This is a genomic window from Rhodococcus sp. Chr-9, assembly GCF_000801125.1.
Taxonomy (GTDB): Bacteria; Actinomycetota; Actinomycetes; order Mycobacteriales; family Mycobacteriaceae; genus Rhodococcus; species Rhodococcus pyridinivorans.
The window spans coordinates 664,205-687,222 of sequence record NZ_JTIZ01000122.1 but is presented as its reverse complement, the minus strand read 5'-3'; the positions used below and the strand labels follow the sequence as shown (position 1 = coordinate 687,222).

Below are 23,018 nucleotides of genomic sequence, written 5' to 3'. Positions count from 1 at the left end.
CCGGAGCGAGAATTTCGTTCAGTAGCGGTGCCGGTCGAAGCGGTCCCCGCGGGTCCGGGTGCGCATGCCCGAGCGCTGGAACAGTATCTGCCGGATCTCGGCGAGAGCGGTGGCACGGGTGTCGTCGCTAGCCGGAGGATGAGCAGCACGCCGGTCGAGTTCGGCGCGACGTTCGGCGGCGCGGCGGTCCTGGATCTCAGTGCGGCGCTCGGTGGGGGTAGGCCCTGACCACACATCGGCGAGGGCACGGAGCTGCCAGCGCAGGAAAGCGGTCGGGGACGCTAGGTGTGGGAGGCTGCGGTCGCGGCGGAACTCGGTGATCTGGTCGGCTACGTCGTCGCCGGTCCATCGGGTGGTGTCGATGCCTGCGGCGGTCAGGGCATCGGCGATCGCTCCGACGTGGTGATGGGTGGTTCCGGGGACGTAGTGGCCATTCCGATCCACGCCGCGGTATTCGGGCATCGTGGCACCGAGTCGGTCGGCCAGGCGCGCTGCGGCGATCTGAGCGTGCAGGGGTCGTGGGTCGCCCTCGCCCTTCGTCGAAGCCCGGGCGCGGCGCGTAGCGCGCGCGTTGGTGATTACTTGAGAACGAGAGATACCTGTAGAACCCAAAGGGTTCTCTGGTAGATCCGCATGATTCGGAAACTGGGGATAAACAGAAGAGTCGGCAGTGAACTTGCTGGTCAAGGCCCACACGGAAGCTGCACGAAGTTGCTTTCCACCGTGGGTGAGGCTGGCTTCGATGCGTTCGGCGATGGTGAGGTAGCGGCCGCGGACGAGCTCGACGGCGGCTCCGATGCGGCGAAGGATCTGGCGGGCACGATCGAGGACGTCGGTGCTGATGCCGGCGTACTCGGCGAGGGTGTCGCGGGCGGCGGTGAGGCTGCGGCCGGTGGATTCGTCGGCGTAAGCGGCGTGAGCGTTGGCGGCGGCGATGAACTTGTCCGGGGCGATGCGGTGCTCGTGGCAGATTTTGATGCCGGTCTCGCTGCGGGCGAAGGTGATGATCTGGCGCATCCAGCCCGCGCGGGAGTCCCAGACGGGGATGGGGGAGTAGGCACCATCGGCTACGCGGAGGTTGTAGCTGCCGCGACGGCGACCACGGCGGGTCTGGGGAGTGGCGCGGCCGGGACCTCGACGGTTGTCCCGGGCGGTGTGTGCGCTCCGTTGAGGGCGACACGCGGGAATGTGATTCGAGACGGAAGTTGGCCCAAACGAGCAGCGCTCGCTAATATGCATAACGAAGGCTTTCTGGAGAGAAAGTTCGAGTGCCCGAGGAGTTTGGCGACTTTGCTCGGTCACATATTCGGTTTGGAAGACCCCTCGCTTGGCAGGCGGGGGGTCTTCTGCATCTGAGGGCGGGCTAGTTGGCGGCTAGCGGCCCTCTCTGGTGGCGTTTACACGGTCACCGCCTTGATCTCGCGGGCAAGGTCCGGTCGACCGGCTTGTAGTGCGAGCAGGTCGGCGACGTATTGGGACAGCGCGACCTTGGCGTCCTTGGCATCGTTGCGGAGCTGTTCGTGCAGCTCAGCGGGGATGCGTAGAGTCATCGCGGCGCGGTCGCCCTTATGCGGCTGTGCCATGCGTAAACCCCCGTTCTTCAAGATCGGCCCGTTGAATCTGACTCAGGTTAGCGGCTGCGAGCGCGGATGTCAGTTACCCCCGTACATCGGCGTGGCGCGTGTCGACTAGTGGGACGGCAGTCAGGGAGCCCTTGAGCGGTGGGAGGCGGCGGTGTGCCTCTCGCCGGCGGTGGGGCACACTCTCACGAATGGCGTCACCGCAGCTTTCGACGAGCAGCCCTGCGACCACCGACTCCCAGCCGATCCCGCAACCTCGATGGAGACTGCCTCTATTGGGTGATCTGCTCAGCATCGACGTGGCCAAACCGGTTCAGCGTGAGATGCAGATGGCGCAGGAACTCGGTGGGATCTTCGAACGCAAGATCCTCCAGCACCGGCTGATCGTGGTCTCCGGCGCCGAGCTGGTGCGCGAGGTCAACGACGAGGAGAAGTGGGCGAAGTTCCTCGGCAAGCCGCTGCGCAAGCTTCGTGTCATCGCCGGCGACGGCCTGTTCACCGCGTTCAACTCCGAACCGAACTGGCACAAGGCCCACAACATCCTCGGCCCGGGCTTCAGCCAGGCCGCGATGCGTGGCTATCACGACTCGATGCTCACCGTCGTCGACCGGCTGGTCGACAGCTGGGACAGCGCAGCGGCCGGCGGCGAATATGTGGACGTGCCGAAGAGCATGACGTCGCTGACCTTCGACGTCATCGGCCGGTGCGGTTTCGGCTACGACTTCGACTCGTTCGGCCGCACCGAACCGGATCCGTTCATCGCGGCGATGAGCCGAGCGCTCGAGTACATCAACCGCTCGTCGAACGACATCCCGATCCTGCGGGCCCTGTTCGGCCGCAGTGCCAGGGAGCAGCACGAACGCGACATCGCGCTGATGCAGCAGACGGTCGATCGCATCGTCGAGGAGCGGATGCGCTCCGGTGAGCAGCACGGCGACCTGCTGGACCTGATGATGCACACCGCCGATCCCGACACCGGCGAGCAGCTCGACCGCGAATCGATCCGTAACCAGGTACTGACCTTCCTGGTCGCGGGCAACGAGACCACCGCGGCCACCCTGGGGTTCGCGGTCCATTTCCTGAGCCGACATCCCGAGGTGGTGGCGAAGGCGCGGGCGGAGATCGCCGAGGTCGTCGGTGCCGACGGTCGGATCGGGTACGAGCAGGTCGCCAAGCTGCGGNCCTCGGCGGACGGACGCTGCCGAAGGGTTCGTGGGTGTTCGTGCTGCTGCCGCAGCTGCACCGCGACCCCCTGTGGGGCGACGATCCCGAGCGGTTCGACCCGGATCGGTTCGCGCCCGAGGCCGTACGGAAGCGTCCGGCGCACATCTTCAAACCGTGGGGGACCGGCATCCGGGCGTGTATCGGTCGGCAGTTCGCGTTGCACGAAGCGGTGCTCACGCTCGCATCGCTGATCCGGCGGTACGACTTCGCTCCGGAACCGGGCTACGAACTCGACGTGCACGAGGCGATCACTCTCAAGCCGCGGGGGTTGAAGGTCAAGCTCTCGCGTCGGTGACGAGGCGGCCGACAGGTAAGTTCCCCCTGGGCAGCCATACTGTGCCCACGGTTCGGGGGAGGTTATAAGTTAATGGTATTTCTCAACGAGTGGCATCTGGTCGAAACGTTGGTCGACGGCGAGATGTCCGTTGTCAGCTGCGGCGGCGTAGTCAAGGATTGGGCGTCGGTGACCCGGCATGTTCAGCCGGCCCCGGACCTTCCGGTCACGCCGATCATCGACTCGGTGATCCGCACTCGACGGCCGGTGACGCTCGATCTGCGCTCGCGTAAGGGGGCGCAGAAGGCGTTCCACATCGAGGCGCTGCCCGTTCTCGGCCCGAGCGCGGAGGCGCACGGTGTCCAGGTGTGGGTGGGTGAGCCCGGCCGGGTTCCCAGCCCGCCTCGGATCGCGGCTGGGATTGCGTGGAGTCTCGAGCGGATGGTGATCGGCCAGACGGTCGAAGCATCGATGATGTCCGGGGTGCTTCCTGAAGAGCACGTTCCGGAGCGAACTCCTGCGGAGTACATCGCCAAGGCGGTGAAGTTCGACGATTCGGCGTCGTTGTTCGAGCTGGGCATCGATCCGGTGCACGGTCGTCGGTGGGAGGCTCCGATGTCGGTTCTGCACGCCGATGGTCGGGTGATGCGCTGGTATTGCTGGGGCAAGGGCCGTACTGATCCGGGCAACGTGGGATTGCGGCTGCTGTGGCACGACGTCTCCGATACGACGTCACCGGAGTTGCCGACGTTGAGCGAGCTGGGAATGCAGGAGATGCTGCGGTCAGCGGGGGTCTACACCGGCGTCTTCGTCGCCGACCTCGCCGTTCTGACGATGTGGCTGCCCGATGCTCCACCGTGGGTGTCCTGGCGAAACGTCAAGGGCGGAAACGAGATCGTGCATCCCGACGACCGGCATGTGCTGGCCGATGCACTGGCAACGTTCCGTTCGGGGGATACCGCGCCTCAATGCGCCCGTGCTCGTCTGCGTTCGGAATCGGGTTGGCGGGCAGCGAAATTGTCGATCAGCCCGTATCCCGGCCCTCTCAGCGACCGTCTCGTGCTCGTTCAGGTTTCAACGATTCCGGATGAATCCGATGCGGCCACAGAGGATTTGCAGGGATCCGATCGGGGGGTGCGAGGCGGGTAGGTTGGTCCCGGACTATCAGCTGTGATCTGGTAGTTTGTCTTCCGCGTCCCCGCCCGTGGGGATTTCCCGGGGCTTGTCCACTCGGCCTCGGATGTAGCACAGCCGGTTTCGGCCGCTTCCGCATGTCCGCGTGAGGCGGGCTGCTATCTCCGCGGGGGGAGCTCAGACGTGGTTATCCGTATTTGTCGTGCGTCGACACACAGTGTGTCGCGCGTGTCAGACGGGTGCGCCCGGCGGTCGGGTTCGGGCCCGTTCGTAGGCGGCGCGGACCTCGGCTGTGTCCACTCCCAGAGCTCGAGCCAGTCGTTCGGCTACCGGCTCTCGCAGCGAGGTTTCCCCGAGCTCGAGGCTGCTGAGCGAGGCCGTGGAAATGCCTGCTTGCAGCGCCAGCTGGGGCTGGGTCAGGCCGGCCTGGACGCGCAGATCGCCCAGATACCGGTCGTGCGGGGATATCCGCACCAGCTCGGACATCGGAACGTCGAGGGCGGCAGCGACACGGGCCAGACGGTCCACCTGCGGGGTCGCCTGCCCGGACTCCCAGGCGCGCACGGCCGCCACGCTCACTTCGGCGAACCTCGCCAGGTCACCACGGGTGTAACCCTTCTCCGTCCGCAGCTCGATCAGCCTCTCCCGGTCGAATCCCCGAAGAGGCCGTCTCGTCATGCCCGAAACCTTTCCACGAGCCATAACACTGCCCTACAGGAATGGCTTGCGTCATTTTCCACTGGAATAGAGTTTGCTGTAATGTTCCGGAATAGAGTTTCAATGAAGGGTTTTGTGGCGAAGGAGGTAACGATCGACTGAGCCGAGGGAAGCGTCTGGCCGGCAACCAGCGCGCGCCACGGTGAGGCCACCGGCAAAAGGGAAAACCCCGGACACGTGTCAGTGATTGGCGTCGGTGTCACGTGTCCGGGGTTGAACCACCTACGTACCAACCCGTCCGGGCTGACTACGCAAGCTCGGGCACCAGGTCACTGCGGACGAGAGCCCACTTCCTTGTCGGGCGCTGCTGTTCTGGCGTTACTCGACTGTGCGCGCCAACGGCAGCGTTCCCGCACCTAGTCGGCGCTGCCGACACGTGCACGAGCGGACTACCTCCCTGTGGTGACCACCCGATCTTCTCGGCCCTGACGGATCTCTTTCTCGCTCAGGTCCTTCACGCATTCGGGACTCGATTCATTCGCAGGAAAGGCGATGTACATGTCCGTATCCAACGAAGATCAGCTGGTTTCCAGCACCGGCAGACACCGGCGCCGCCGAACGACCAGTGCGGTGCTCAGCACCGCGACTCTGGCACCGGCGGCAGCCGGGTTGCTCATTGCCTTTGCGCCGACGGCAGCAGCAGCGCCGACCGGCGACTCCGGCGGCGGGCAGGCAGGTATCACGTCCCCGCCGCAGTCCGGTGGTGGCCAGGCGGGCATCACCTCCACGCCCCCCTCAACTTCTGCTCCTGCACCCTCGACTCCTGATCCGCAGCCCGCCGAGAACTTCTGGGTAGCGCCTCCGGCCGAGTACAACCGCGGCACCCGCGCCTACAACCCGCAGACCGGCGGCGGTGTGTCGATGGCGCAGTACAACGGCTATTCGGGCGGCGACAACTCCGGCTACTCCGGCTACAGCGTTCCTGCTCCGCAGGCGCCGGTCGTGGTGGAAGGCCCGACCCTGCCGATCGAGGCTCCCGTCAACAAGATGCGTTTCGGCCGGGTGATCTTCGACCAGCCGAACTGGGTCTCGGACGTCGATGCCGACAAGACCAACCGCACGACCGCAGTGGTCGAGGCGATGGTCACCGACTACCACCGATCAACCGGTATGGAGACCGAAGAGGCCGAGAAGATCGCATCTGCTCAGGTCGCGGGCACGGCAGTCGGCGCTGGTGCCGGGTTCGTCACCGGCTGCACCGCCGTCGGTATCCCGACGGCTTTGGTCGCGTCCACGGCTGCGGGTATCGCTGGAGCTGCTGCCGGCACGATGGTGCCCATCCCGATTCCGGGCGTGGCCCCGATTACCTCCGGTGTTGCCGCCACGGCCGCTGGTGCAGTGGGTGGCTTTGCAGCCGGATGCGCGGTCGGCGGCACGGTCGGCGCAGTCGGTGGCGGCCTGGCCGGGTACGGGGTCGGCACGGCTTACGGCGCAGGTGAGGATGCCACGCCGATCGAAACCGAGGTGCCCGACATCGAGACCGAACAGGTCACCGAACAGGTCGACACCACGCTCGCGCAGTGGTCGGAAGACCCCATCGGTGCGGCTTCTGCCGACGCCGTGCAAACCTTCGCCACCGAGACCGCACCTGCGATCGATGAGCAGGTCCGCGACTTCGTTCAGGCACAGCCCGGCGGTGAGCAGGTCATCGAGCAGGTCGACCAGGCACTCAACTCGTTCTTCACCTACGCGACGCCGGGACTGGCATCGCGCCTGGTCAGCGAGGCGGTCGGCCTGGGTCTCGGCGCGCCCGCTCCGGCAGTCGACGCCTGAGTCCAGTCGAAGAGGGAGACGAACCGATGAAGCGGAACGACCGAACGGGCTCACCTCGGGTGCTCGATGCGACCGCACCTCGCATCCGCATGGTTCGGGAGTCGGTGCCGGTGTCGGTACCGGTGGCCGAAGAGCGCTTTTCCTCCGGGAGAACCGCGTCCGCCCGTGAGTCGGCGTCTCGAGTGGTCGCGGCGGCCGATGCCGGTCGCCGCGCCACTCACCCGACCACGCAGGTGACCACGCGCCGCCCTGTGGGGAAGGGATCGGCCTACGCCGGTCTCGGCCTCGCGGCCGTGGCCGTCGTGGGACTGGCCGGCTGGGGCATCACCGCTCTCGTCGGCGGCGGTGACGACGACGCGGACTTCGGTGGCCTGGTCCCGGACACCGCAACCGCTGCGCCGACCGCGGCCGCGGCAGCGGCAGATGATCCGTGCTCGCCTGGCGAGGGTGACCAACTCTCCGGCGAAGGGGTGATCGCGGCGCTCGAACACCGCTATTACCTGCTGCGTTCGGGTGAGTCGGTGCGGGAGTTGATGGCCCCTGATGCGCCGTTGCCCGACGCGGCAATGATCCAGCAGGGCATCGACACCGTGCCGCTGGGGACCACGCACTGCCTCGAGGTCACGGCCATCGGGCCGAACACCTACAGCGCGCAGATCACCGAGGTCCGCCCGGATCGGCGCAACGAGTTCAAGCAGCGCATCACAACGACCACGGCAGAGGACGGCCGAGTGATGATCCGCTCCATCGAAGAGGTCGGGGCATGAGGAAAGCAAGTCTCGCTCTGGCAGCAGCAGCAGTGACCACCGCGGCCGCGGTGAGCACACCGACGGTTGCTCATGCAGCGGAAACGAACGGGTGTGCGCGCACGATCGCGCTGATGATTCCCGGTACGACGGAAACGTCCGCTCATGCTGATCCGACCGTGCCGACGGGCATGCTCGCGGCGGTCGGTGACGCACTCGAGCAACGGTTCGGCAAGAACCTCGACGTGGTGTACGTGCCGTATCCGGGCGAGGCGTTCTTCAACGGCACGTCCTATGCCGAATCGAAGTCGCGGGGCGACAAAGCGGCAGCGGAGTTGATGGAGCGGTGCCCGTCGTCGAAGTACCTCATCGCCGGGTACAGCCAGGGCGCGCAGATCGGCAACGATCTGGCCGTCAACATCGGCCACGGTCTCGGCCCCGTCACTCCGCAGCAGGTCAAGGCGGTGATTCTGCTCGCCAATCCGAAGCGGGGCACCGAGGGTGCAACGTTGATCGGCCCGCCCCTGAGCGGTCAGGGCATCGCTGGGCCGGCCCCGGAAGGGTTCGGCAAGCTCGCGGGCAAGGTGTTCGACATCTGCCACCCGGACGATGCGTACTGCAACACCGATGGTCAGTCGACGCCGTTCCTGGCGTCTCTGGGCCGGATCATCGCCAATCCGCCGGGAGCGGTCGATGTCTCTGCCGAACTCGCCTCGACTGCATCACCCCAGACTCCGACGATCACCGGCACGTCGACAGTGGCACAATCCTCCCTGGTCGATGAGCTGTCCTCGCCGGGGACCTGGCGCAACGCGGATCTGTCGGCGGTGTTCGGGGCAGCCTCGCAGCTGGCCGAGTCGGTGTCGTCGCTCGATGCCGCTGGTCCGACGTCGACCACCTCAGCGGCGAACATCGCCCGCATGACGCAGCAGGCGCGGCTGGTGTCGGAGACTTTGACGCCGGTCGACCAGGCGCGACAGTGGATCGACAGCAATCCGGGCGCGCGTGAGACGTTCACCTCGGCTCCCGAGGGATCGCCGGAGGCGACGACGGCGGGCGTGCTCGACATGCTCGAGCAGGTCGATGTCCCGGCAGTGTTGTCGGCCGCCGAAGCGGTGACCGGCGTGAGCACGGCCTTGCTCAAGTCCCGGGCCTCGGGCGAGTCGGTCGATGTGTCGACGCTGGCAGGGTCGGCAGATGCGCTGGTCGCGGGTCTGTCGCCGTTGGCGGCCTCGGGTCCGGTGGAGTTGCGGACGGCAACGCAGGTGCTTTCGGTGGCCAAGCCGACGACGATCATCAATCAACTGCTGGGCGTCGTCTCCGGCGTGACCTCGGTCGACTATCCGGCGGTGGCGGCCGGGTTGCAGCAGCTTCCGATCAAGATTGCCACCGGCGATGTCCATGGGGCGCACGCGGTCGCGGGGGATCTGAACAATCAGCTCTCCCCGCTGGTGAAGATGGCTGCCGGGGTGGATTTCAAGACACTCTCGCGGCTGGTGGCGATGGTTCCGGACCCGTCCGGCACGGCCGCAATCGCCGCGCTGGTGCTTGATCTGCTCGGCAACGTCGATGTGATCCGCTTGGCCCGCAATGTCGGTGAGATTCAGGAAATCGCCTGGTCGGTGGCCGAGAACGGGAATGTGCTCGAGCTGTCTCGGCTGATGCCGGTGGCGGTGGATCTGGCGCAGGTAGCTCTCGGCGTGCTCACCCCGGGCCAGAAGATGAGTCCTGATCAACTGCACGATCCGGGCGATCCGATCGGCTCGCTGATGTCGGTGCAGGCACAGGACAGTGATCTGGCCGGCCTGGGCCAGTCGGTGATGACGCTGGCGAGCAGTGACAGTGCGGCCGAGCTGGGGCAGTTGGTGGCCGAAGGATTCACCGCGGCGAGTTTCTACGCCTCGAATTCGCACATTGCGTATCCGAGCTGGTCCCCGGATGGGAGGGACAACGCGATCGACACGATGGTGAAGGTTTTCGCCAAGGCGATCGGCTGACGCCGGTCGGTCCTGGTCAGCGGGTGGTGCCGCTGCCAGGACCGGGAGCCTTCCACTAACGCGGCATCCGACCTCGGGCGGGCGGATGCGAAGTCACTCACGTGCATGGCCTGGGCGGGCTAGCGACAAGCACTCATGCAAAGGGGGTGAGAACGTGGCTTCTTCGACGACGAAAATTACGCTGGCAGCCAGCGTCGTGGCCCTGATGGGTGCGCTGGTGATGTGCGGCAGCGACACTCCCGATCCGGACAACTGCCTGCCGGCGCAGGGACCGTCCCGGTCACCGAACAGCCTGCGTGCTGCCACCGGCAAGAAGGTGCAGCCGATGGTCACCGGCACCTACACGTTCACCTCCGGTTTCGGCCCGCGCTGGGGTACCTCGCACAACGGCATCGACCTGGCGGCGCCGGTCGGTACGCCCTTCTATGCACCGATCGACGGAATCGTTGTTGCAGCAGGAGATTCCGGCGCGAGCGATGAGAACGGTTTCGACAACTGGATCATCGTCGACTCGGCCACCGCGGACGGGTCGACCATCTCGACGGTCTACGGGCACATGTTCCCGGACGGTGTTCTCGTCTCCGTCGGTGACGAGGTGCGCGCCGGGGATCTGATCGGCCTGGTCGGCAACGCCGGAGGTTCGACCGGACCGCACCTGCATTTCGAGGTCTGGCCCGGGGGCCGACTCGACGGCGGATCTCCGATCGACCCGATGCCGTGGCTGGCCGATGCGTCTGAACTCGACGCCCCGCAACAGCGTCCGACCTCGCCGAATGTGCAGCTGGTCGCGGCCGAGACTCCGCTCGGTGCCGGTTGCACCGGCCTGACGCGCCCCGGCGGACGCTCCCTCGCGCCGGGATCGGTCCCCGAGGAGTTCCGGGAGTGGATCGTCAAGGCGGCTCAGACCTGCGAGGCGATCGACGCTCCTTTGCTGGCCTCCCAGCTCTACGCCGAGAACCAGTTCCGCTACGGTCCCTCCTCGCCGGTGTCTCCGGCGGGGGCACGCGGGCCGGGGCAGTTCATGCCCGCAACCTGGGCCTCGATCGGCCAGGACTACGACGGTGACGGCGTGGCCGACGTGAATTCCATCGGTGATTCGGTGATGGCGATGGCCGCCTACGACTGCCAGATGTGGGAGCAGACGCAGCAGTGGCTCCGAGAGGGAAAAGTCTCAGGTGACGGCACCGAGTTGATGCTCTCGGCCTACAACTGCGGGCCGGGCAACACACTCGCTTCCGGCGGGGTGTGCGGCAACGCGGAGACCACGAGCTACGTCCGCACTATCCTGGCCAGCCGCGCTGACTTCGCCGGTGTCGACCAGCCTCGGCCGCCGTCGGTGAGTGGTTCGCGGGTGGTCGATGCAGCACTTGGATGGCTGGGCACCGATTACGCCTGGGGCGGCGGGGATGCCACCGGACCGACTCGCGGCATCGCCGATGGCGGTGTCGCTGATGAGCACGGCGACCACAACAAGGTCGGCTTCGACTGCTCGGGCCTGGTCGTGTACGCGGTGGCGCAGGCGACGGACGGAAGAATCGTTCTGCCACACCAGGACTCCGCTCAGGTCAACGATCCTCAAGGGACGCCTGTAACCGAGGCGACGGACTTGCAACCCGGAGACATCGTGCAGCCCTACCCCGGCCACGTGTGGATCTGGATGGGAGACAACAAAGTTGTCGAAGCACCCCAGTCCGGAGAGAAGGTCCGGATCACCGAATGGACGCCCCCGAAACAGGTCAGAGCAATCCGATTTCATTGATACACAACGGATTTCATACGCCAGAACATCGAAAACGATGACACACCAGGAAGGAAACACCACACCGTGAGCGAAGAGTGGGACAAGGCGGAATCGGCCGTCCGCACCCTCGGATCGACCCGGACAGTCCAGGCGATGACGGCCTCGGACCTGCGGGCTTGGGCTGCGGAGAACAACCTGATGACGCGCACCCAGTGGCCGAAGATCAAGCGCGAGCTCTACAAGCAGTTCGATGTGGACTACGACGCCCTGCGAGAACGCGAGCAGCGTGAACGGGCCGAAAAACTGGCCGCGGCCGCCGCATCGGCTCCGGTGGTGTCCTTGGCCTCGGCCGGCGACGAACGTGGCTCGTTCGCCGTCGTCGGCGATGCCGACACCAACGATGTCGCCTGGTACGGATCGTTCCACAAGGACGATCGGATCTTCCGGCCCGGCGATCAGGACTCGGCGGATGAGGCCAGCGCCGGTAAAGCCGTGTTCCTCGCTGCGAAAGTCCGCGACCACCTCGAGGTCGAGGCGGTTCGGTTGCGTCTGCGGGTAAGCAGTGAACGCATCGACGGGGTGAAACTGGCCGATCTCGCGGCAAAAAAGCAGGTCATCCTCGATCTTGAGGTGACGCCGACCGGCAATCCGGCCGAGCAGTGGTGCCTCGAACCGGGCTACGGCGAATGGCGGGCGATCCGCCTGTCGGATCTGGTGGTAGCCGAATGATCCGCCGACTGGCACTGATCGGTGTCCTCGCCGGAGCCCTAACGGTGGCCGGATGCAGCTCCGAGACCGACCAGGATCAGACCACTACGAACTCGTCAGCACAGCCGTCGTCGACGGAGGCATGGCCTCCCAGGTTAGGTAGCTGGAAATTAAGGTTCTAGCGGCTCCTGCCTTGGTTGGTGTTGGCGTATACCTATGTACCGCTATCAGTACGCCGGTATAGGTGGCGACACCGTGATAGTTTTTACGGTAGCCTGGTTAAGGGGTGCATAGGTATGTACCTGAAGCAATTAAGTGGTATGTACCGTTGAAGGTAGGGGTGGAAATGAAGATTGCGGTAGTAAACACCAAGGGCGGCGTCGGGAAGACGACAACCGCCGTGTATCTGGCGACCGTAGCTGCAAGTCAGGGTAAGTCGACCGAACTTCTCGATGCGGATCCGCAAGGGTCCGCAACCAGCTGGTCGGATATCGCAGCAGAAGAAGGCACACCGCTCCCGTTTCCAGTCACTCCAGCTAACAAGATCACCCTTGGTCGGGCCGGGCAGCAGGAGCTCACTGTAATCGACACGCCGCCGGGCGCCGCCGACGTTATTCAGGCGGCGATTGATGCGGCAGACGTAGTGGTAGTGCCAACTGCGCCTTCTGGGTTGGATCTCCAACGGGTTTGGCCGACGCTCGAGGCTGCGGCTCACAAGCCGGCCGGCGTGCTGATCACTAGCGCTGAGCTCGGCACAAAGCTCCTCGAGCTGACCAAGGAGACGCTCGAAGCTGAGGGGGTGTTTGTCTTCGAGAACATAATTGGAAAACGGCAGGCGATAAGACAGGCGTTCGGTACCGTGCCAAGCAATTTTTACGGATACCGCGACCTGTTGGACGAGATCTTTGAGGTGACCAGATGAGCAATAAGTCCGAACCCGTAAGCCGTAGCTTGCGTCCACGTTCGGCATCGCCGGGGCGTCCAGTATCCGAGACATTCTCAGCAACTACGGCAGAACAGGGCGAGTCAGTTCGTCGCACTAAGACGTCGCTCGCACTAGATGTCGATGTCTATCGAAGTGCGAAGATCGCTGCAATCGAGCAGGGCGTCACTGTCTCTGAGTTCGTAGAGGACGCGATCAGGAACGCTCTAGATCGATAAAACCAGGCGGTGTATACCGTTCTTGGTACATACCGTTTGCATGTTGGTGTATCGGCCTGCGACTGAGCAACCGTGCATGAAGCCACGTCGTGGTGGACCGTCGCTAACAGCGTGCCTAGGCTTGAGAACCTCCTTGAAGTGCGACAACGAAGAATTGCGAGCTGGTGAGACGGGGGAGTAGTGACCAAGCCGAAGCATCGGAAGCACTTGCGCCTTACGTAATCGCAACTTATCGGCGCCGGCGGGTAGTGCGTCCCCGATTTCCCTGTGAAGACCCCGCGCGGTTACTTGTAGACGTCGCCGCGGTGCCCGATGCGCAGCACGAGCACAACGAGGGCGTCGTCTTCGATGTCGTAGATGATGCGGTAGTTGCCTACGCGGATGCGGAGTTCGCCGTCGCCTCCGGCGAGTTGAATGGCGCCGGGCGGTCGCGGTGTCACTGTCAGGGCTTCGACGGCGCGGACGATTCGTTTCTGCTCGGTGGGATGAACTTTGCGGAGAGCTTTCGCGGCCGAGGGTTTATAGGAGATCGAATAGGGCATCAGCGATCCGGGCGCGGGCGTTTACAGACCCAGTTCCGCCATGAGGTCCTCGTGCGAGACGATGCCGTCCTCGCGGCGGGCGTCGGCCGCGCCGCGCACGTCGGCCTGGTCCTCTAGAGCTTGCAGCGCGCGGTCGAAGAATTCAGGCGAGACGACGACGGCGCGACGACGGCTGCCTCGGCTGAGGATCTCGACCGGCGCCCGCTGTGCGGCGTCGAGTACCTCGCTCTGGTGTGCGCGGAAGTTGCTGAGCGTCGTGGTGACCATGACACTAAGAGTACATCTTGTACAACTTGCGGTCTAGTAGGTGCCCCAGGTGCTCTGTGCGGCAGTGCGGGGTCGCTGTATCTCTCGTGACCTGCACGCTTGATGGAAACCACATTATCGGCGGCGGAGTCGCGGTAGGTCAGGACCCTCTTGCGCTCCAACTGCTCGAGAAATTCGTGAGTGGCGCTGGCGCCATCGGTGTGATCGCAGCCTCGAACATCGCGCGGGTGCCACATTCGGCCAGCGCCGACAACCGGGCCTGGGGAAAGGACGAGCGCTCTCCGTTGGCCGCGCCCGGCCGACCGAAATGCGCATCGCTGGCCGTTGTATCTGGAAGGTCCAAGCGCATCCCGTCGATCGAGACCAGACGCCGCCCCGCAAGCCACAACCCCTCCGACGCGGATTCGTGGGAGTTATCCTCGGGATCGACACGACACGACCTCTGTGTCGCTACATGGCGCCCGAGTTCCACACGGCGGCGGATTCGCTGCCACGGGTCGACGTCGGCGGAGGCTGCGTGGCCGCTGGAGTCTGCGGCTGGGATGCCTGACCCCCTGCGGCCAACCCCGGGGAGGTCGAGGGGGCATCATCCGCAGTGACGGGACCCGCGGGGCCGGCCGCACCGATATTCCCACTGAACAGTGTGTCGTCGCCGTCCAATAGGTGTTTTGTGACCATCGCGCGCGGGCTCATTCCTCGGAGATCGTTGAGCTGCTTGAGCGGTTCGCGGAACTCTTCGAACTCGGTGCCGTACTCGTCCTTAAGCTGCTGCTGGGCACTGCCGGCAAACTCCTTGACCTTTCGGACGGCGCCGGCGAGCCAGCGGGCGGCCTCGGGTAGTCGCTCGGGTCCCAGGACCACGAGCGCGACCACGCCGAGGACCAAGATCTCGGACCAACCCACGTTCGTGAACATTGGTGTCGAGGGTATGTCAGCCGAGGCGAGGGCGGACCGTTAACCCAACGCGGGATCCGCCACGGATCAGTTCGACCGAGACGTTGCAGGTGAGGGGCCGCCACGCGTGCGGCGAAGACGATGGTTAGGTGCGCTTCACGGCGACACCCTCGAAGTCCTCGACGCCGTCACCGGCGAGGTGACCAAGTTGTACTTGTTTGTGGCGGTGCTGCCGCGCTCTATGGCGGGGTGCCGCAGCTGGTGGTTCCGGATAATCCAACCATCGCCACGCACCGCCAGAAACAAGGTGAGGCCGCCCGGGCGCTGAACGCCCGCTACCCGCAGTTAGCCGATAATTACGGAACCACGATCGTGCCGGCTCGAGTTCGGAAACCCTACGATTATCTGGAGGAGTCCGTTATCCCGAATGGTCGCGGTGCGTCGCTGGTGGGAGCAGTTTCCGGTAGTGATTTGTCGGGATAACTACTTCATGCTTGCGAGCTGCAGCAGGAGCTCGTCGCCCCCATTCCAGATTGGTGCGAGGTCAGGGGTGTTGCTGGGGAGGTTCTGGATCTTCTCGCGGACCATCTGATTTTCGGCGTTGGCGCAAGTGCTGGTGGTGGCAATGTTGACGTGTCCGAGGAACTCCTTTACGTTACCCCACTTGGGCCATCAATCAGAGGCAACGTCGCATTTGACTGAAGGCCCCAGCATCCTTGGCAACAGGATATGGTATTCAGAAATCTTCCTCTACTATTCAGTTATTTTTCAATATTATTCGCATACGTTAAGGGTGGCGCGAATCGATTTTGATGGATAGCGTCTGTGGCGTACCGGCCACAGACCGTTCACCCAGAGCGGAACACCGCTTAGCGGGAAGAACGCAGTTTTTTTACACAGGAGAGTTCAGTTGAGCGGAAGAGTTCAGGGAAAAGTCGCGTTTATTACTGGAGCAGCACGCGGACAGGGTAGGGAGCATGCCGTAAGGCTTGCCGAAGAGGGCGCTGACATCATCGCCGTCGACATCTGCCAGAATATTTCCACGATCGGCTACCCCATGGCCACTCGCGAAGAATTGGATGAAACAGCGGAACTGGTTAAAAATCTCGGCCAGAAGGTCGTCGCCTTCGAAGCAGATGTCCGCGATGTTGACGCTCTGCGTGCCGCAGTGGCAACCGGCGTGAGTGAACTCGGCCGGATCGACACAGTAGTGTGCAACGCGGGAATCTTGGGCCATGTGAACGGCTGGGAAATCCCTCCCGAGGCATGGAAGGACACCATCGACGTCTGCCTGACGGGCGTGTATAACACGTGCCAAGCCACCATTCCGCAGCTCCTTAAGCAAGGCGACGGCGGATCGATCGTGATGACTGGTTCACGGGCCGCAAGTAAGGGCCTCCGCAATCTTGGCCACTACGACGCAGCCAAGCACGGTGTTGTTGGCCTTATGCGGGCGATGGCGAACGAACTCGCAGAAGAGAGCATCCGTGTCAATGTCGTAAACCCCCACGCGGTAGACACGATCATGGTTCACAACCCGGACGCATACAAGGTGTTCGCACCGCATATTGAAAATCCCACCAGGGAGGACGCGGGGGCGGCGTTTAGAACCCTCAACGCAATGCCCGTCGACTTTATCGACGCGAGGGAAATTTCCCAGGCAGTGCTTTGGCTCGCTTCGGACGAATCGCGTTTCGTGACTGGACAAACTCTCGGAGTAGACTTGGGCGCGGTTATAAAGTAACTACACTAGCCCAATTCTACTTCGGTGGTGCCGACAACCTCAACACTTTACTCATGCAGAACGCCGAAGCAAGGATTCGAGGTGGCGCGACAGTCCGCCAGCAGGCCCTTGCTGACTAAGCCGTAGTTCATTCGAGCATCGTGGTGGTCCCCGTTCGTGCGTGGGGCTACGACACTGAGGAGGAATTCATCGTGTCAAACAACACCAACGACGTCGTGGCGGTCGCGACTCTGGTCCCCGCCTCCGGCAAGGGGGGTGGAACTGGAAGAAGCATTGCGTGTCGCGATACGGAAAACTCACCAGGAGCCGGGCTGTCGACGTTACGCCCTGCACAGGGCAGTCAGTGGTACCGAGGGACTCGTGATGATCGAGCATTGGGAATCCACAGACGCCTTGACTGAGCACGGCCGCGCCGAGGCGTTCACCTCCCTGGCCGCGCAATTCGAGGATCTGCTTGCAGAACCACTGCACGTGGCGGTGCTCGAGCCCCTGCCGGAAGGCGACCCACACTTGGGGCGATTGTGAGGCCGCTGGTGAGGGCAGCGCCCGCGCTTACGCCACCGTTTCCCACTAGGAGAGTGAGTCCGTAATGGTTCGACTGCCTCGGTGAGTCGAGCATTTCGTGTGCTGATGGGTGGCCAGCGTCTGCTGGCCACCCATCGCTGGTTTCTCACCGAGGGCCAAAATCCAAAGTCCTGCACTCTGGACGTTACCGGTAGGGGGTACGGGCCACTGCGTACCCCTGCCAGGCACCTGCCAGGCCCATTCGGGGTCCGTCATGACGCAATAGAAGAGTTTGAGCAGGTTGTGGCAGCTAGCGAGAAGGTCCCACTCATCCTGGGCTGGCTCCAGGCATCGAAGAGGACGTGTGTGCCCTGCCGGGTATGGATCTGCCCGAATACTGGTTTCACGATCGTCTCGCGTCGGGCCCACGCGGCCCGGCCATTCTTTGTCCGCAGCTTGCGGGCCATCCGCTGCGTCGCGGTGTAATTCTTGGGGATTGGGCCCCGGGGCGGCTCCGGGGTGGTCTGCCCGTGCTTGAGCCGGTCGGTAGCGACGAAGAACTCGGTCTCGCAGGTGCTCTCAAGTCCGGTGACGTAGTCGAGATTGGCCGCCGAGCAATACCNTCCGGCGGTACGACTTCGCTCCGGAACCGGGCTACGAACTCGACGTTCACGAGGCGATCACATTGAAGCCCCGTGACCTACGGGTGCGGCTCTCCCCCGCCTGATCCGTCGCGTCGCCCCGGCAAGAGGGACGGCGGTCGGGTCGTCGACAGAGGCTGGCCGATCGGTGGCGACGAGCACGGCGATCCTTCCGATCATGCACTGAAAGACCACACGTCATCGCTCTATGCTCGGACGATGTTCCTTCTCTTCGGCTTCGGCACCAAGCGACAGAATCTCGGTCCAGGGCAGAACCGGACGTGTCCGCGCTGCCACAACACCACGCAGTGGCTCCGGATCCGGGAGTCCAAGCAGTTCACGCTGTTCTTCGTGCCGGTCGCGCGGTGGGGCCGCCGACAGTTGGAGCAGTGCGGGATCTGCGGTACCGCCGTGGAGATGTGAGCCCGGTCAGTCGGGATCGGCGAAGGCCACGAACGTCCTCGGCTGCCGTTCGGAGACGTGCCGTCATCCAGGCACCGCCCGCCTCCGGCGTGCAGACCGTGACCGAACCGTTATAGTCGGCGTCGTGACTACAGTTCTCGGTGTCTCGGTCGGTGCCAGCGCGGTGCGCTTTGCGCGACGCGACACCGGGAGCCTCGACAGCCCCGTCTTCGGATCCCACTCGATGCCCGCCCTGCTCGACCGGCCGGCCGAGCTGGCCGCGGAGTCCATCGAGACGATGCTCGCCGAAACCGACGAGATCGAGCAGGTGCGCGCCATCGGCGTCGCCTACCAGAACGAGACGCAGGCCGATTTCGTCCAGGGCGCGATGAGCCGCCTGGACATCGACAACTTCCGGCTCGTCCCGGAAGTGACCGCCGCGCTCGAAATGCTGGAAACCACAGGAGATCTCGACGACCACGAGACACTCGTGTTCTACGACCTCGGCAGCTCGGGCCTCACCGTCACCGTCGTCGATCGGGGCACCCGCATCGCATTGAGCACGGCACGCTCGGACCGGATCAGCGGCGACCTCGTCGACCACCTGATCTACGACCACCACGTCGAACTGCAGCGCTTCGCCGAGCCGGCCGACATGGCGGCGCAGCGGGCCCTCACCGCCCGGTGCCGCGACGCGAAGGAGCAGCTGTCCTCGAAGGACGCGGTGTGCATGCCCGGCGAGGGGGGTCTGCTACTGCTCTCGCAGGCCAGCTTCGATTCGCTCATCGACGGACCCGTGAAGGCCTCGGCCCGCCTCACCCTCGACGTCATCCGCCGCTCGGGACGCACTCCCGACGCCGCGGTGCTCATCGGAGGCGGAGCGAACATTCCACTGGTCACCGCCGTGATGGAGTCGTGGCTCGACATTCCGGTGATCGTGCCCTCGCAGCCCGAACTCGTGGCGGCGGAAGGCGCGGCGCTCCTCGCCCGCCCGGACACTGCGAAGGTCGTCGAGACGGCGGAGTTCGCTGCGCCGACGGAGTTCACCGAGACCGCACAGTTCGCCCCGCAGCTGGTCGCGCCGGACGCACCGACCGCAAGCTTCGCTGCCCCCGACATCCGGCAGGAGACCGAGACGCCCGCGCAGCCGCGGAACCGTCGACGCCTCCTGCTCGCCGGTGGTGCCGTCGTCGTCGCAGCGGCGATCGGCCTCGGTGTCGACCTGCTGCAGAATTCCGGTCGCGATCCGCAGCCCACCTCCACGCACCAGGAGACGCAGGAGCCACCGGCAGCGGAACCGCGGCCCATGACCACCACGGACGCATCGCCCGCGCCGGAAACCGTCCCGGCAGTGTCGGACGAGCAGTCGACGGCCATCGATCGCAGCGAGACCCGCAGCACCTACCGGCCGCAGACGACGGCGGAGACCTCCGCGCAGGTCCCCATCACCACCGGCGCGCAGGACGATGCGGCAGCCGACACCTCGGTGCCGTCACTCGAACCGGAGCCGGCCCCAATGGTCCCCGGGCTCCCCCAGTTCGAGCTGCCGCCGCCTCCGCAGATCCAGCTCCCGCAGCTGCCCAGCATTCCCGGGTTCTGATCAATCAGCCGCAGACCGCCGCGGTGCGGCGCGCCGTCTCGGGTTCCGGATGAGGCAGCAGTCGCTGCCACCACCGGGCCACCCGCGGACTAGGAATCAGTCGCGCGATATGGAACCGGTTCGTCTCGGGACCGGTGCGAACCGGCGACGCGGGCGGCAGGATCCGCTTCCGCGGAGGCGGACGGCCGGGGACCGACCGTGGCCGCGGAGACCTTCGAGGCGCTGGGGGCACTCGCCGACGCGGCCGATGCCCACGCCCTGGCCCCGATCGCGTACCGCGACCACGCCGACACCCAACGGTCCGTCGAAGCCGCCGCCGCGGCCGCGGCACTGGCTGCGCGATGCGATCACGCCTCGTCGCCTGCGCTGGACGAAGCGGCCCGCCCACTCCCCTTGACCAGCCCGGAACGGGAGTTCGCCGCAATGGTCACCGCCGGGCTGTCCAACCGGCAGATCGCCGACCGGCTCGTGGTGCCGGTCGGCACCGTCGAGGGGCACATCTACCGGGCGTGCACCGAACTCGGCGTCTCCGACCGCACGGAGCTCGCCGAGTTGATGCGCGACACCGGCCGGCGCTAGCGCGACCTCCGGTTCATCCCATCGACTTCGATCCGTCGAGGGACTCGCGGATGATGTCGGCGTGTCCGGCGTGCTGCGTCGTCTCGGCGACGATGTGCAGCAGCGCGCGACGCACCGACCAGGCGTCCTCGATGTTCCAGGGGGCCTTGGGGAGTTCGTGGACGACGTCCAGCGACGGCAGCGTGCGCACCAACTCGTCGGTTCGGGCCGCCACCTCGTCGTAAGCGCGCAGCGCACCTTCGAGGGTCTCACCGGGCTGCAGCTGGAAGTCCTTGTCGCGTTCGGCGAAATCCTCTTCGGTCCACTCGGTGAAATCCTTCTCCATGTAGTCGGCTCCGACCACGAGGAAATCCGCCCAACCCCGCTCGACCTCGGTGACGTGCTTGATGAGACCACCGATCGTCAAGTTGCTCACCGTCGTTCGCTGCGACGCGTGTTCGGTGGTGAGATCGCGGGCCGTGAACCGCAGGAAGTGCCGAGCGTGGGCGAGGCTCGACAGCAGATCCCGGCGTTCCTGGTCGAGGGTCGGGGTGGCGTTCCGGGTGGTGGTGCTCTCGGTCATCGGGTGCTCCTCGTCGTCGTGATCCGGCAAGATCTACGCTACGAGCCATTGGTGCCAGTTCCTGTCACTTATAGGTCGGCAGGTGCGGAAGAATGAGGTCATGTCCGACACGAGCTCCCGCATCCTGCGGCTTCTGTCGCTGTTGCAGACCCACCGCTACTGGCTCGGCGCCGAACTCGCCGACCGGATGGGCGTCTCGTTGCGCACCCTGCGCCGCGACATCGAACGGCTCCGCGATCTCGGATATCCGGTGCGGTCCGATCGCGGGGTCGGCGGTGGGTATCAGCTCGCGCCGGGCGCGTCGTTGCCACCACTGGCTCTCGACGACGACGAAGCGGTCGCGCTCGCGGTCGGCCTACTCACCGCGGCCCAGACCTCGATCACCGGGATCGCCGAGATCTCCGTGCGCGCGCTGGCCAAGGTCATCCAGGTGATGCCGCCGCGACTGCGACGCCAGGTGGAGGCGATCGATGCGGCGACGGTCTCCGCCGATATCCCCTGGGCGACCCGCGCGACCGATTCGCAGCAACTCGTCACCGTCGCGCGCGCCTGCCGCGACGACGAACGCATCGTCTTCGAGTACACCGCCGCCGATGGCACCGCGACGGGCCGGCGCGTCGAACCCCGGCAGCTCGTCTCCCTCGGGCGACGCTGGTATCTCGTCGGCTACGACCTCGACCGCGGTGACTGGCGCAGCTTCCGGCTCGACCGCATGGCCGAGACCACGGCCACCGGGATGCGTTTCCGACAACGCGAGCTGCCCGGCGGCGACGCCGCGGCCTTCGTCGAACGCGGCATCCGCAGCCGCTCCCAGGTGAAGGTCAGCGCCGAACTGGAGGCGTCGGAGCACGAGGTGCGCCGCCGGATCGGTCAGTGGGCCGAGGTGATCGCGATCGACTCCGAACGGTGCCGGATCGAGGTGGACGCCGACAGCATGGACTGGGCGGTATTCGCCGTGGGTATGTCCGGTGGGCGGCTGCTCGGCGCGTCGCCACCGGAGTTCGTCGAGTACCTGGAGAACTGGTCGAATCGGCTGGTCACCGCCGACGAACACTCGAAGTGACCATCCATCCGGCGCTATGACACATCCCACAATCGGCCGGGCATCGGAATGCCGTCGGGGGTGGGGGTGGTTGCGCCACCCATGGATCTGTTCACACCTGTAGCCCTCGGAGACCTCGAACTCGGGAACCGCATCGTCATGGCCCCGCTGACCCGCCTGCGTGGTGGTTCGGCCGGTGTACCCGGAGACCTGATCGTCGAGCACTACCGTCAGCGGGCGAGTGCCGGCCTGATCATCACCGAGGGAACCTATGTGAACTTCGAATCGCAGGCCTTCGTCGGTCAGCCCGGCATCGTCACCGACGAGCAGGTCGCCGGCTGGCGTCGTGTCGCGGATGCCGTGCACGAGCGCGACGGACGCGTCGTGCTGCAGTTGATGCACGGCGGCCGCGTCACGCATCCCGACGTCAACGGTGGCCGGCGTGTCGTCGGGCCGAGCGCGATCGCCATCGACGGCCAGGTGCACACCGAGCAGGGCAAGCAGCCCTACCCTACGCCGCACGCGCTGACCATCGACGAGATCCCGTCCGTCGTCGATGATTTCGTCGCCTCGGCTCGCCGCGCGATCGATGCCGGATTCGACGGCGTCGAGGTCCACAGCGCCAACGGCTACCTGTTGCACGAATTCCTCTCCCCTGCATCGAATGTGCGGGACGACGAGTACGGCGGTTCGGTGGAGAACCGGATCCGCCTCGTCGTCGAAGTCGTGAAGGCCGTGTCGGCGGCAGTCGGCGCCGGACGTGTCGGGTTGCGGATCTCTCCCGAGCACAACATCCAGGACGCAGTCGAGACCGATCGCGACGATGTGCGTGCTGTCTACGGCTCTCTGGTCGACGCCCTGCAGCCCCTGGGCCTGGCGTATCTGTCGGTCCTGCACAAGGAGCCGACCGGAGATCTGGCGCAGGAGCTCCGGAAGCGTTTCGGCGGCAAGGTGATCGCCAACAGCGGTTTCGGCTCGCCGACCACGCGTGACGAGGCCGTGCAGCTGATCGACGATTCGCACGCCGACGCCGTGGCCGTCGGCCGCGCGCTGATCGCCAATCCCGACCTGGCCGAGCGCTGGCGGGACGGGCATCCGGAGAACGCACCGCGTCCGGAGCTGTTCTATGCATCCGGAGCCGAGGGGTACACCGACTACCCGTTCCTGCAGACCGTCTGAGCGTAAG

General features: G+C 65.3%; 22 protein-coding genes and 1 pseudogene. 16 read left to right on the top strand and 7 right to left on the bottom strand.

Going from position 1 to position 23,018, the window contains the following annotated elements; genetic code table 11:
- Positions 1–18 precede the first annotated feature (18 nt).
- On the bottom strand, positions 19–1,017 hold the full coding sequence (locus QR64_RS22315) for a hypothetical protein (RefSeq protein ID WP_039587243.1): 999 nt from the start codon (positions 1,015–1,017) through the stop codon (positions 19–21).
- Between the two features lie 380 nt (positions 1,018–1,397).
- Positions 1,398–1,583, bottom strand: a complete 186-nt coding sequence (locus tag QR64_RS22310; protein WP_033098656.1) for a toxin-antitoxin system HicB family antitoxin — start codon at positions 1,581–1,583, stop codon at positions 1,398–1,400.
- Between the two features lie 188 nt (positions 1,584–1,771).
- Here QR64_RS22310 and QR64_RS28400 point away from each other — a divergent pair.
- The 3 genes and pseudogenes from QR64_RS28400 to QR64_RS22300 all read left to right on the top strand — a co-directional run.
- Positions 1,772–2,761 (top strand): annotated as a pseudogene (locus QR64_RS28400) (cytochrome P450); the annotation flags it as partial.
- Position 2,762: 1 nt separating this feature from the next.
- A partial coding sequence (locus QR64_RS28395) for a cytochrome P450 (protein ID WP_235367278.1) occupies positions 2,763–3,099 on the top strand: 337 nt, incomplete at its 5' end.
- 72 nt (positions 3,100–3,171) lie between these two features.
- Positions 3,172–4,227: a GAF domain-containing protein gene (locus tag QR64_RS22300; protein WP_052227392.1), complete on the top strand. Its 1,056-nt coding sequence runs from the start codon at positions 3,172–3,174 to the stop codon at positions 4,225–4,227.
- Between the two features lie 216 nt (positions 4,228–4,443).
- On the opposite strand, the gene QR64_RS22295 is transcribed toward QR64_RS22300, so the two are convergent.
- A complete protein-coding gene (locus QR64_RS22295; RefSeq protein ID WP_039587241.1) occupies positions 4,444–4,890 on the bottom strand; it encodes a helix-turn-helix transcriptional regulator in 447 nt (148 codons plus the stop codon).
- Positions 4,891–5,427: 537 nt separating this feature from the next.
- On the opposite strand from QR64_RS22295, the gene QR64_RS22290 reads away from it, so the two are divergent.
- The 6 genes from QR64_RS22290 (at position 5,428) to QR64_RS22265 (ending at position 12,816) form a co-directional block, all read left to right on the top strand.
- A complete protein-coding gene (locus QR64_RS22290; protein WP_235367276.1) occupies positions 5,428–6,702 on the top strand; it encodes an insoluble domain protein in 1,275 nt (424 codons plus the stop codon).
- A gap of 251 nt (positions 6,703–6,953) precedes the next feature.
- Positions 6,954–7,469, top strand: a complete 516-nt coding sequence (locus QR64_RS22285) for a hypothetical protein (protein ID WP_235367275.1) — start codon at positions 6,954–6,956, stop codon at positions 7,467–7,469.
- Between the two features lie 32 nt (positions 7,470–7,501).
- On the top strand, positions 7,502–9,445 hold the full coding sequence (locus QR64_RS22280) for a cutinase family protein (protein WP_235367274.1): 1,944 nt from the start codon (positions 7,502–7,504) through the stop codon (positions 9,443–9,445).
- A gap of 154 nt (positions 9,446–9,599) precedes the next feature.
- Positions 9,600–11,204: a peptidoglycan DD-metalloendopeptidase family protein gene (locus QR64_RS22275; RefSeq protein WP_235367273.1), complete on the top strand. Its 1,605-nt coding sequence runs from the start codon at positions 9,600–9,602 to the stop codon at positions 11,202–11,204.
- A gap of 135 nt (positions 11,205–11,339) precedes the next feature.
- Positions 11,340–11,915: a hypothetical protein gene (locus QR64_RS22270; protein WP_235367272.1), complete on the top strand. Its 576-nt coding sequence runs from the start codon at positions 11,340–11,342 to the stop codon at positions 11,913–11,915.
- Positions 11,916–12,240: 325 nt separating this feature from the next.
- Positions 12,241–12,816, top strand: a complete 576-nt coding sequence (locus tag QR64_RS22265; protein WP_039587413.1) for a ParA family protein — start codon at positions 12,241–12,243, stop codon at positions 12,814–12,816.
- Between the two features lie 523 nt (positions 12,817–13,339).
- Here QR64_RS22265 and QR64_RS22260 read toward each other — a convergent pair.
- The 3 genes from QR64_RS22260 to tatB form a co-directional block, all read right to left on the bottom strand.
- Complete coding sequence (locus QR64_RS22260; RefSeq protein WP_039587229.1) at positions 13,340–13,597, bottom strand: type II toxin-antitoxin system RelE family toxin; 258 nt, start codon at positions 13,595–13,597, stop codon at positions 13,340–13,342.
- Positions 13,598–13,618: 21 nt separating this feature from the next.
- Positions 13,619–13,864 (bottom strand): type II toxin-antitoxin system prevent-host-death family antitoxin, encoded by a 246-nt coding sequence (locus tag QR64_RS22255; RefSeq protein WP_039587227.1) that lies wholly within the window; start codon positions 13,862–13,864, stop codon positions 13,619–13,621.
- Between the two features lie 450 nt (positions 13,865–14,314).
- Positions 14,315–14,779: a Sec-independent protein translocase protein TatB gene (gene tatB / locus QR64_RS25290; protein ID WP_052227391.1), complete on the bottom strand. Its 465-nt coding sequence runs from the start codon at positions 14,777–14,779 to the stop codon at positions 14,315–14,317.
- Between the two features lie 889 nt (positions 14,780–15,668).
- On the opposite strand from tatB, the gene QR64_RS22245 reads away from it, so the two are divergent.
- The 5 genes from QR64_RS22245 (at position 15,669) to QR64_RS22225 (ending at position 20,228) form a co-directional block, all read left to right on the top strand.
- Positions 15,669–16,502, top strand: coding sequence for a mycofactocin-coupled SDR family oxidoreductase (locus QR64_RS22245; RefSeq protein WP_039587225.1), 834 nt, complete (start codon positions 15,669–15,671; stop codon positions 16,500–16,502).
- 174 nt (positions 16,503–16,676) lie between these two features.
- Entirely contained in the window at positions 16,677–17,027 is a 351-nt protein-coding gene (locus QR64_RS22240; protein ID WP_411908099.1) for a putative quinol monooxygenase, read from the top strand.
- An 839-nt stretch (positions 17,028–17,866) separates the two neighbouring features.
- The gene (locus tag QR64_RS22235; RefSeq protein WP_024100896.1) at positions 17,867–18,070 is read left to right on the top strand and encodes a zinc-ribbon domain-containing protein; all 204 of its coding nucleotides are present in this window, start codon (positions 17,867–17,869) and stop codon (positions 18,068–18,070) included.
- A 124-nt stretch (positions 18,071–18,194) separates the two neighbouring features.
- Positions 18,195–19,649: an Hsp70 family protein gene (locus tag QR64_RS22230; protein ID WP_039587224.1), complete on the top strand. Its 1,455-nt coding sequence runs from the start codon at positions 18,195–18,197 to the stop codon at positions 19,647–19,649.
- Positions 19,650–19,847: 198 nt separating this feature from the next.
- Positions 19,848–20,228: a helix-turn-helix domain-containing protein gene (locus tag QR64_RS22225; RefSeq protein WP_197483210.1), complete on the top strand. Its 381-nt coding sequence runs from the start codon at positions 19,848–19,850 to the stop codon at positions 20,226–20,228.
- 13 nt (positions 20,229–20,241) lie between these two features.
- Here QR64_RS22225 and QR64_RS22220 read toward each other — a convergent pair whose 3' ends face one another.
- On the bottom strand, positions 20,242–20,790 hold the full coding sequence (locus QR64_RS22220; RefSeq protein WP_193903725.1) for a DinB family protein: 549 nt from the start codon (positions 20,788–20,790) through the stop codon (positions 20,242–20,244).
- Between the two features lie 100 nt (positions 20,791–20,890).
- Between QR64_RS22220 and QR64_RS22215 the strand changes: the two genes are divergently transcribed.
- Together QR64_RS22215 and QR64_RS22210 are read left to right on the top strand one after the other, a co-directional pair.
- The gene (locus QR64_RS22215) at positions 20,891–21,853 is read left to right on the top strand and encodes a helix-turn-helix transcriptional regulator (protein WP_024100892.1); all 963 of its coding nucleotides are present in this window, start codon (positions 20,891–20,893) and stop codon (positions 21,851–21,853) included.
- Positions 21,854–21,934: 81 nt separating this feature from the next.
- Positions 21,935–23,011, top strand: coding sequence for an alkene reductase (locus QR64_RS22210; RefSeq protein ID WP_019289372.1), 1,077 nt, complete (start codon positions 21,935–21,937; stop codon positions 23,009–23,011).
- Positions 23,012–23,018: the final 7 nt, after the last annotated feature.

Bases quoted from the DNA above. Each gene is read 5' to 3' on its own strand.
- QR64_RS22290 (WP_235367276.1), top strand. From the start codon at position 5,428: ATGTCCGTATCCAACGAAGATCAGCTGGTTTCCAGCACCGGCAGACAC.
- QR64_RS22300 (WP_052227392.1), top strand. From the start codon at position 3,172: ATGGTATTTCTCAACGAGTGGCATCTGGTCGAAACGTTGGTCGACGGC.
- QR64_RS22315 (WP_039587243.1), bottom strand. From the start codon at position 1,017: ATGCGCCAGATCATCACCTTCGCCCGCAGCGAGACCGGCATCAAAATC.
- QR64_RS22310 (WP_033098656.1), bottom strand. From the start codon at position 1,583: ATGGCACAGCCGCATAAGGGCGACCGCGCCGCGATGACTCTACGCATC.
- QR64_RS22235 (WP_024100896.1), top strand. From the start codon at position 17,867: ATGTTCCTTCTCTTCGGCTTCGGCACCAAGCGACAGAATCTCGGTCCA.
- tatB (WP_052227391.1), bottom strand. From the start codon at position 14,779: ATGTTCACGAACGTGGGTTGGTCCGAGATCTTGGTCCTCGGCGTGGTC.
- QR64_RS22215 (WP_024100892.1), top strand. From the start codon at position 20,891: ATGTCCGACACGAGCTCCCGCATCCTGCGGCTTCTGTCGCTGTTGCAG.
- QR64_RS22260 (WP_039587229.1), bottom strand. From the start codon at position 13,597: ATGCCCTATTCGATCTCCTATAAACCCTCGGCCGCGAAAGCTCTCCGC.
- QR64_RS22270 (WP_235367272.1), top strand. From the start codon at position 11,340: ATGACGGCCTCGGACCTGCGGGCTTGGGCTGCGGAGAACAACCTGATG.
- QR64_RS22220 (WP_193903725.1), bottom strand. From the start codon at position 20,790: ATGACCGAGAGCACCACCACCCGGAACGCCACCCCGACCCTCGACCAG.
- QR64_RS22295 (WP_039587241.1), bottom strand. From the start codon at position 4,890: ATGACGAGACGGCCTCTTCGGGGATTCGACCGGGAGAGGCTGATCGAG.
- QR64_RS22210 (WP_019289372.1), top strand. From the start codon at position 21,935: ATGGATCTGTTCACACCTGTAGCCCTCGGAGACCTCGAACTCGGGAAC.
- QR64_RS22265 (WP_039587413.1), top strand. From the start codon at position 12,241: ATGAAGATTGCGGTAGTAAACACCAAGGGCGGCGTCGGGAAGACGACA.
- QR64_RS22255 (WP_039587227.1), bottom strand. From the start codon at position 13,864: ATGGTCACCACGACGCTCAGCAACTTCCGCGCACACCAGAGCGAGGTA.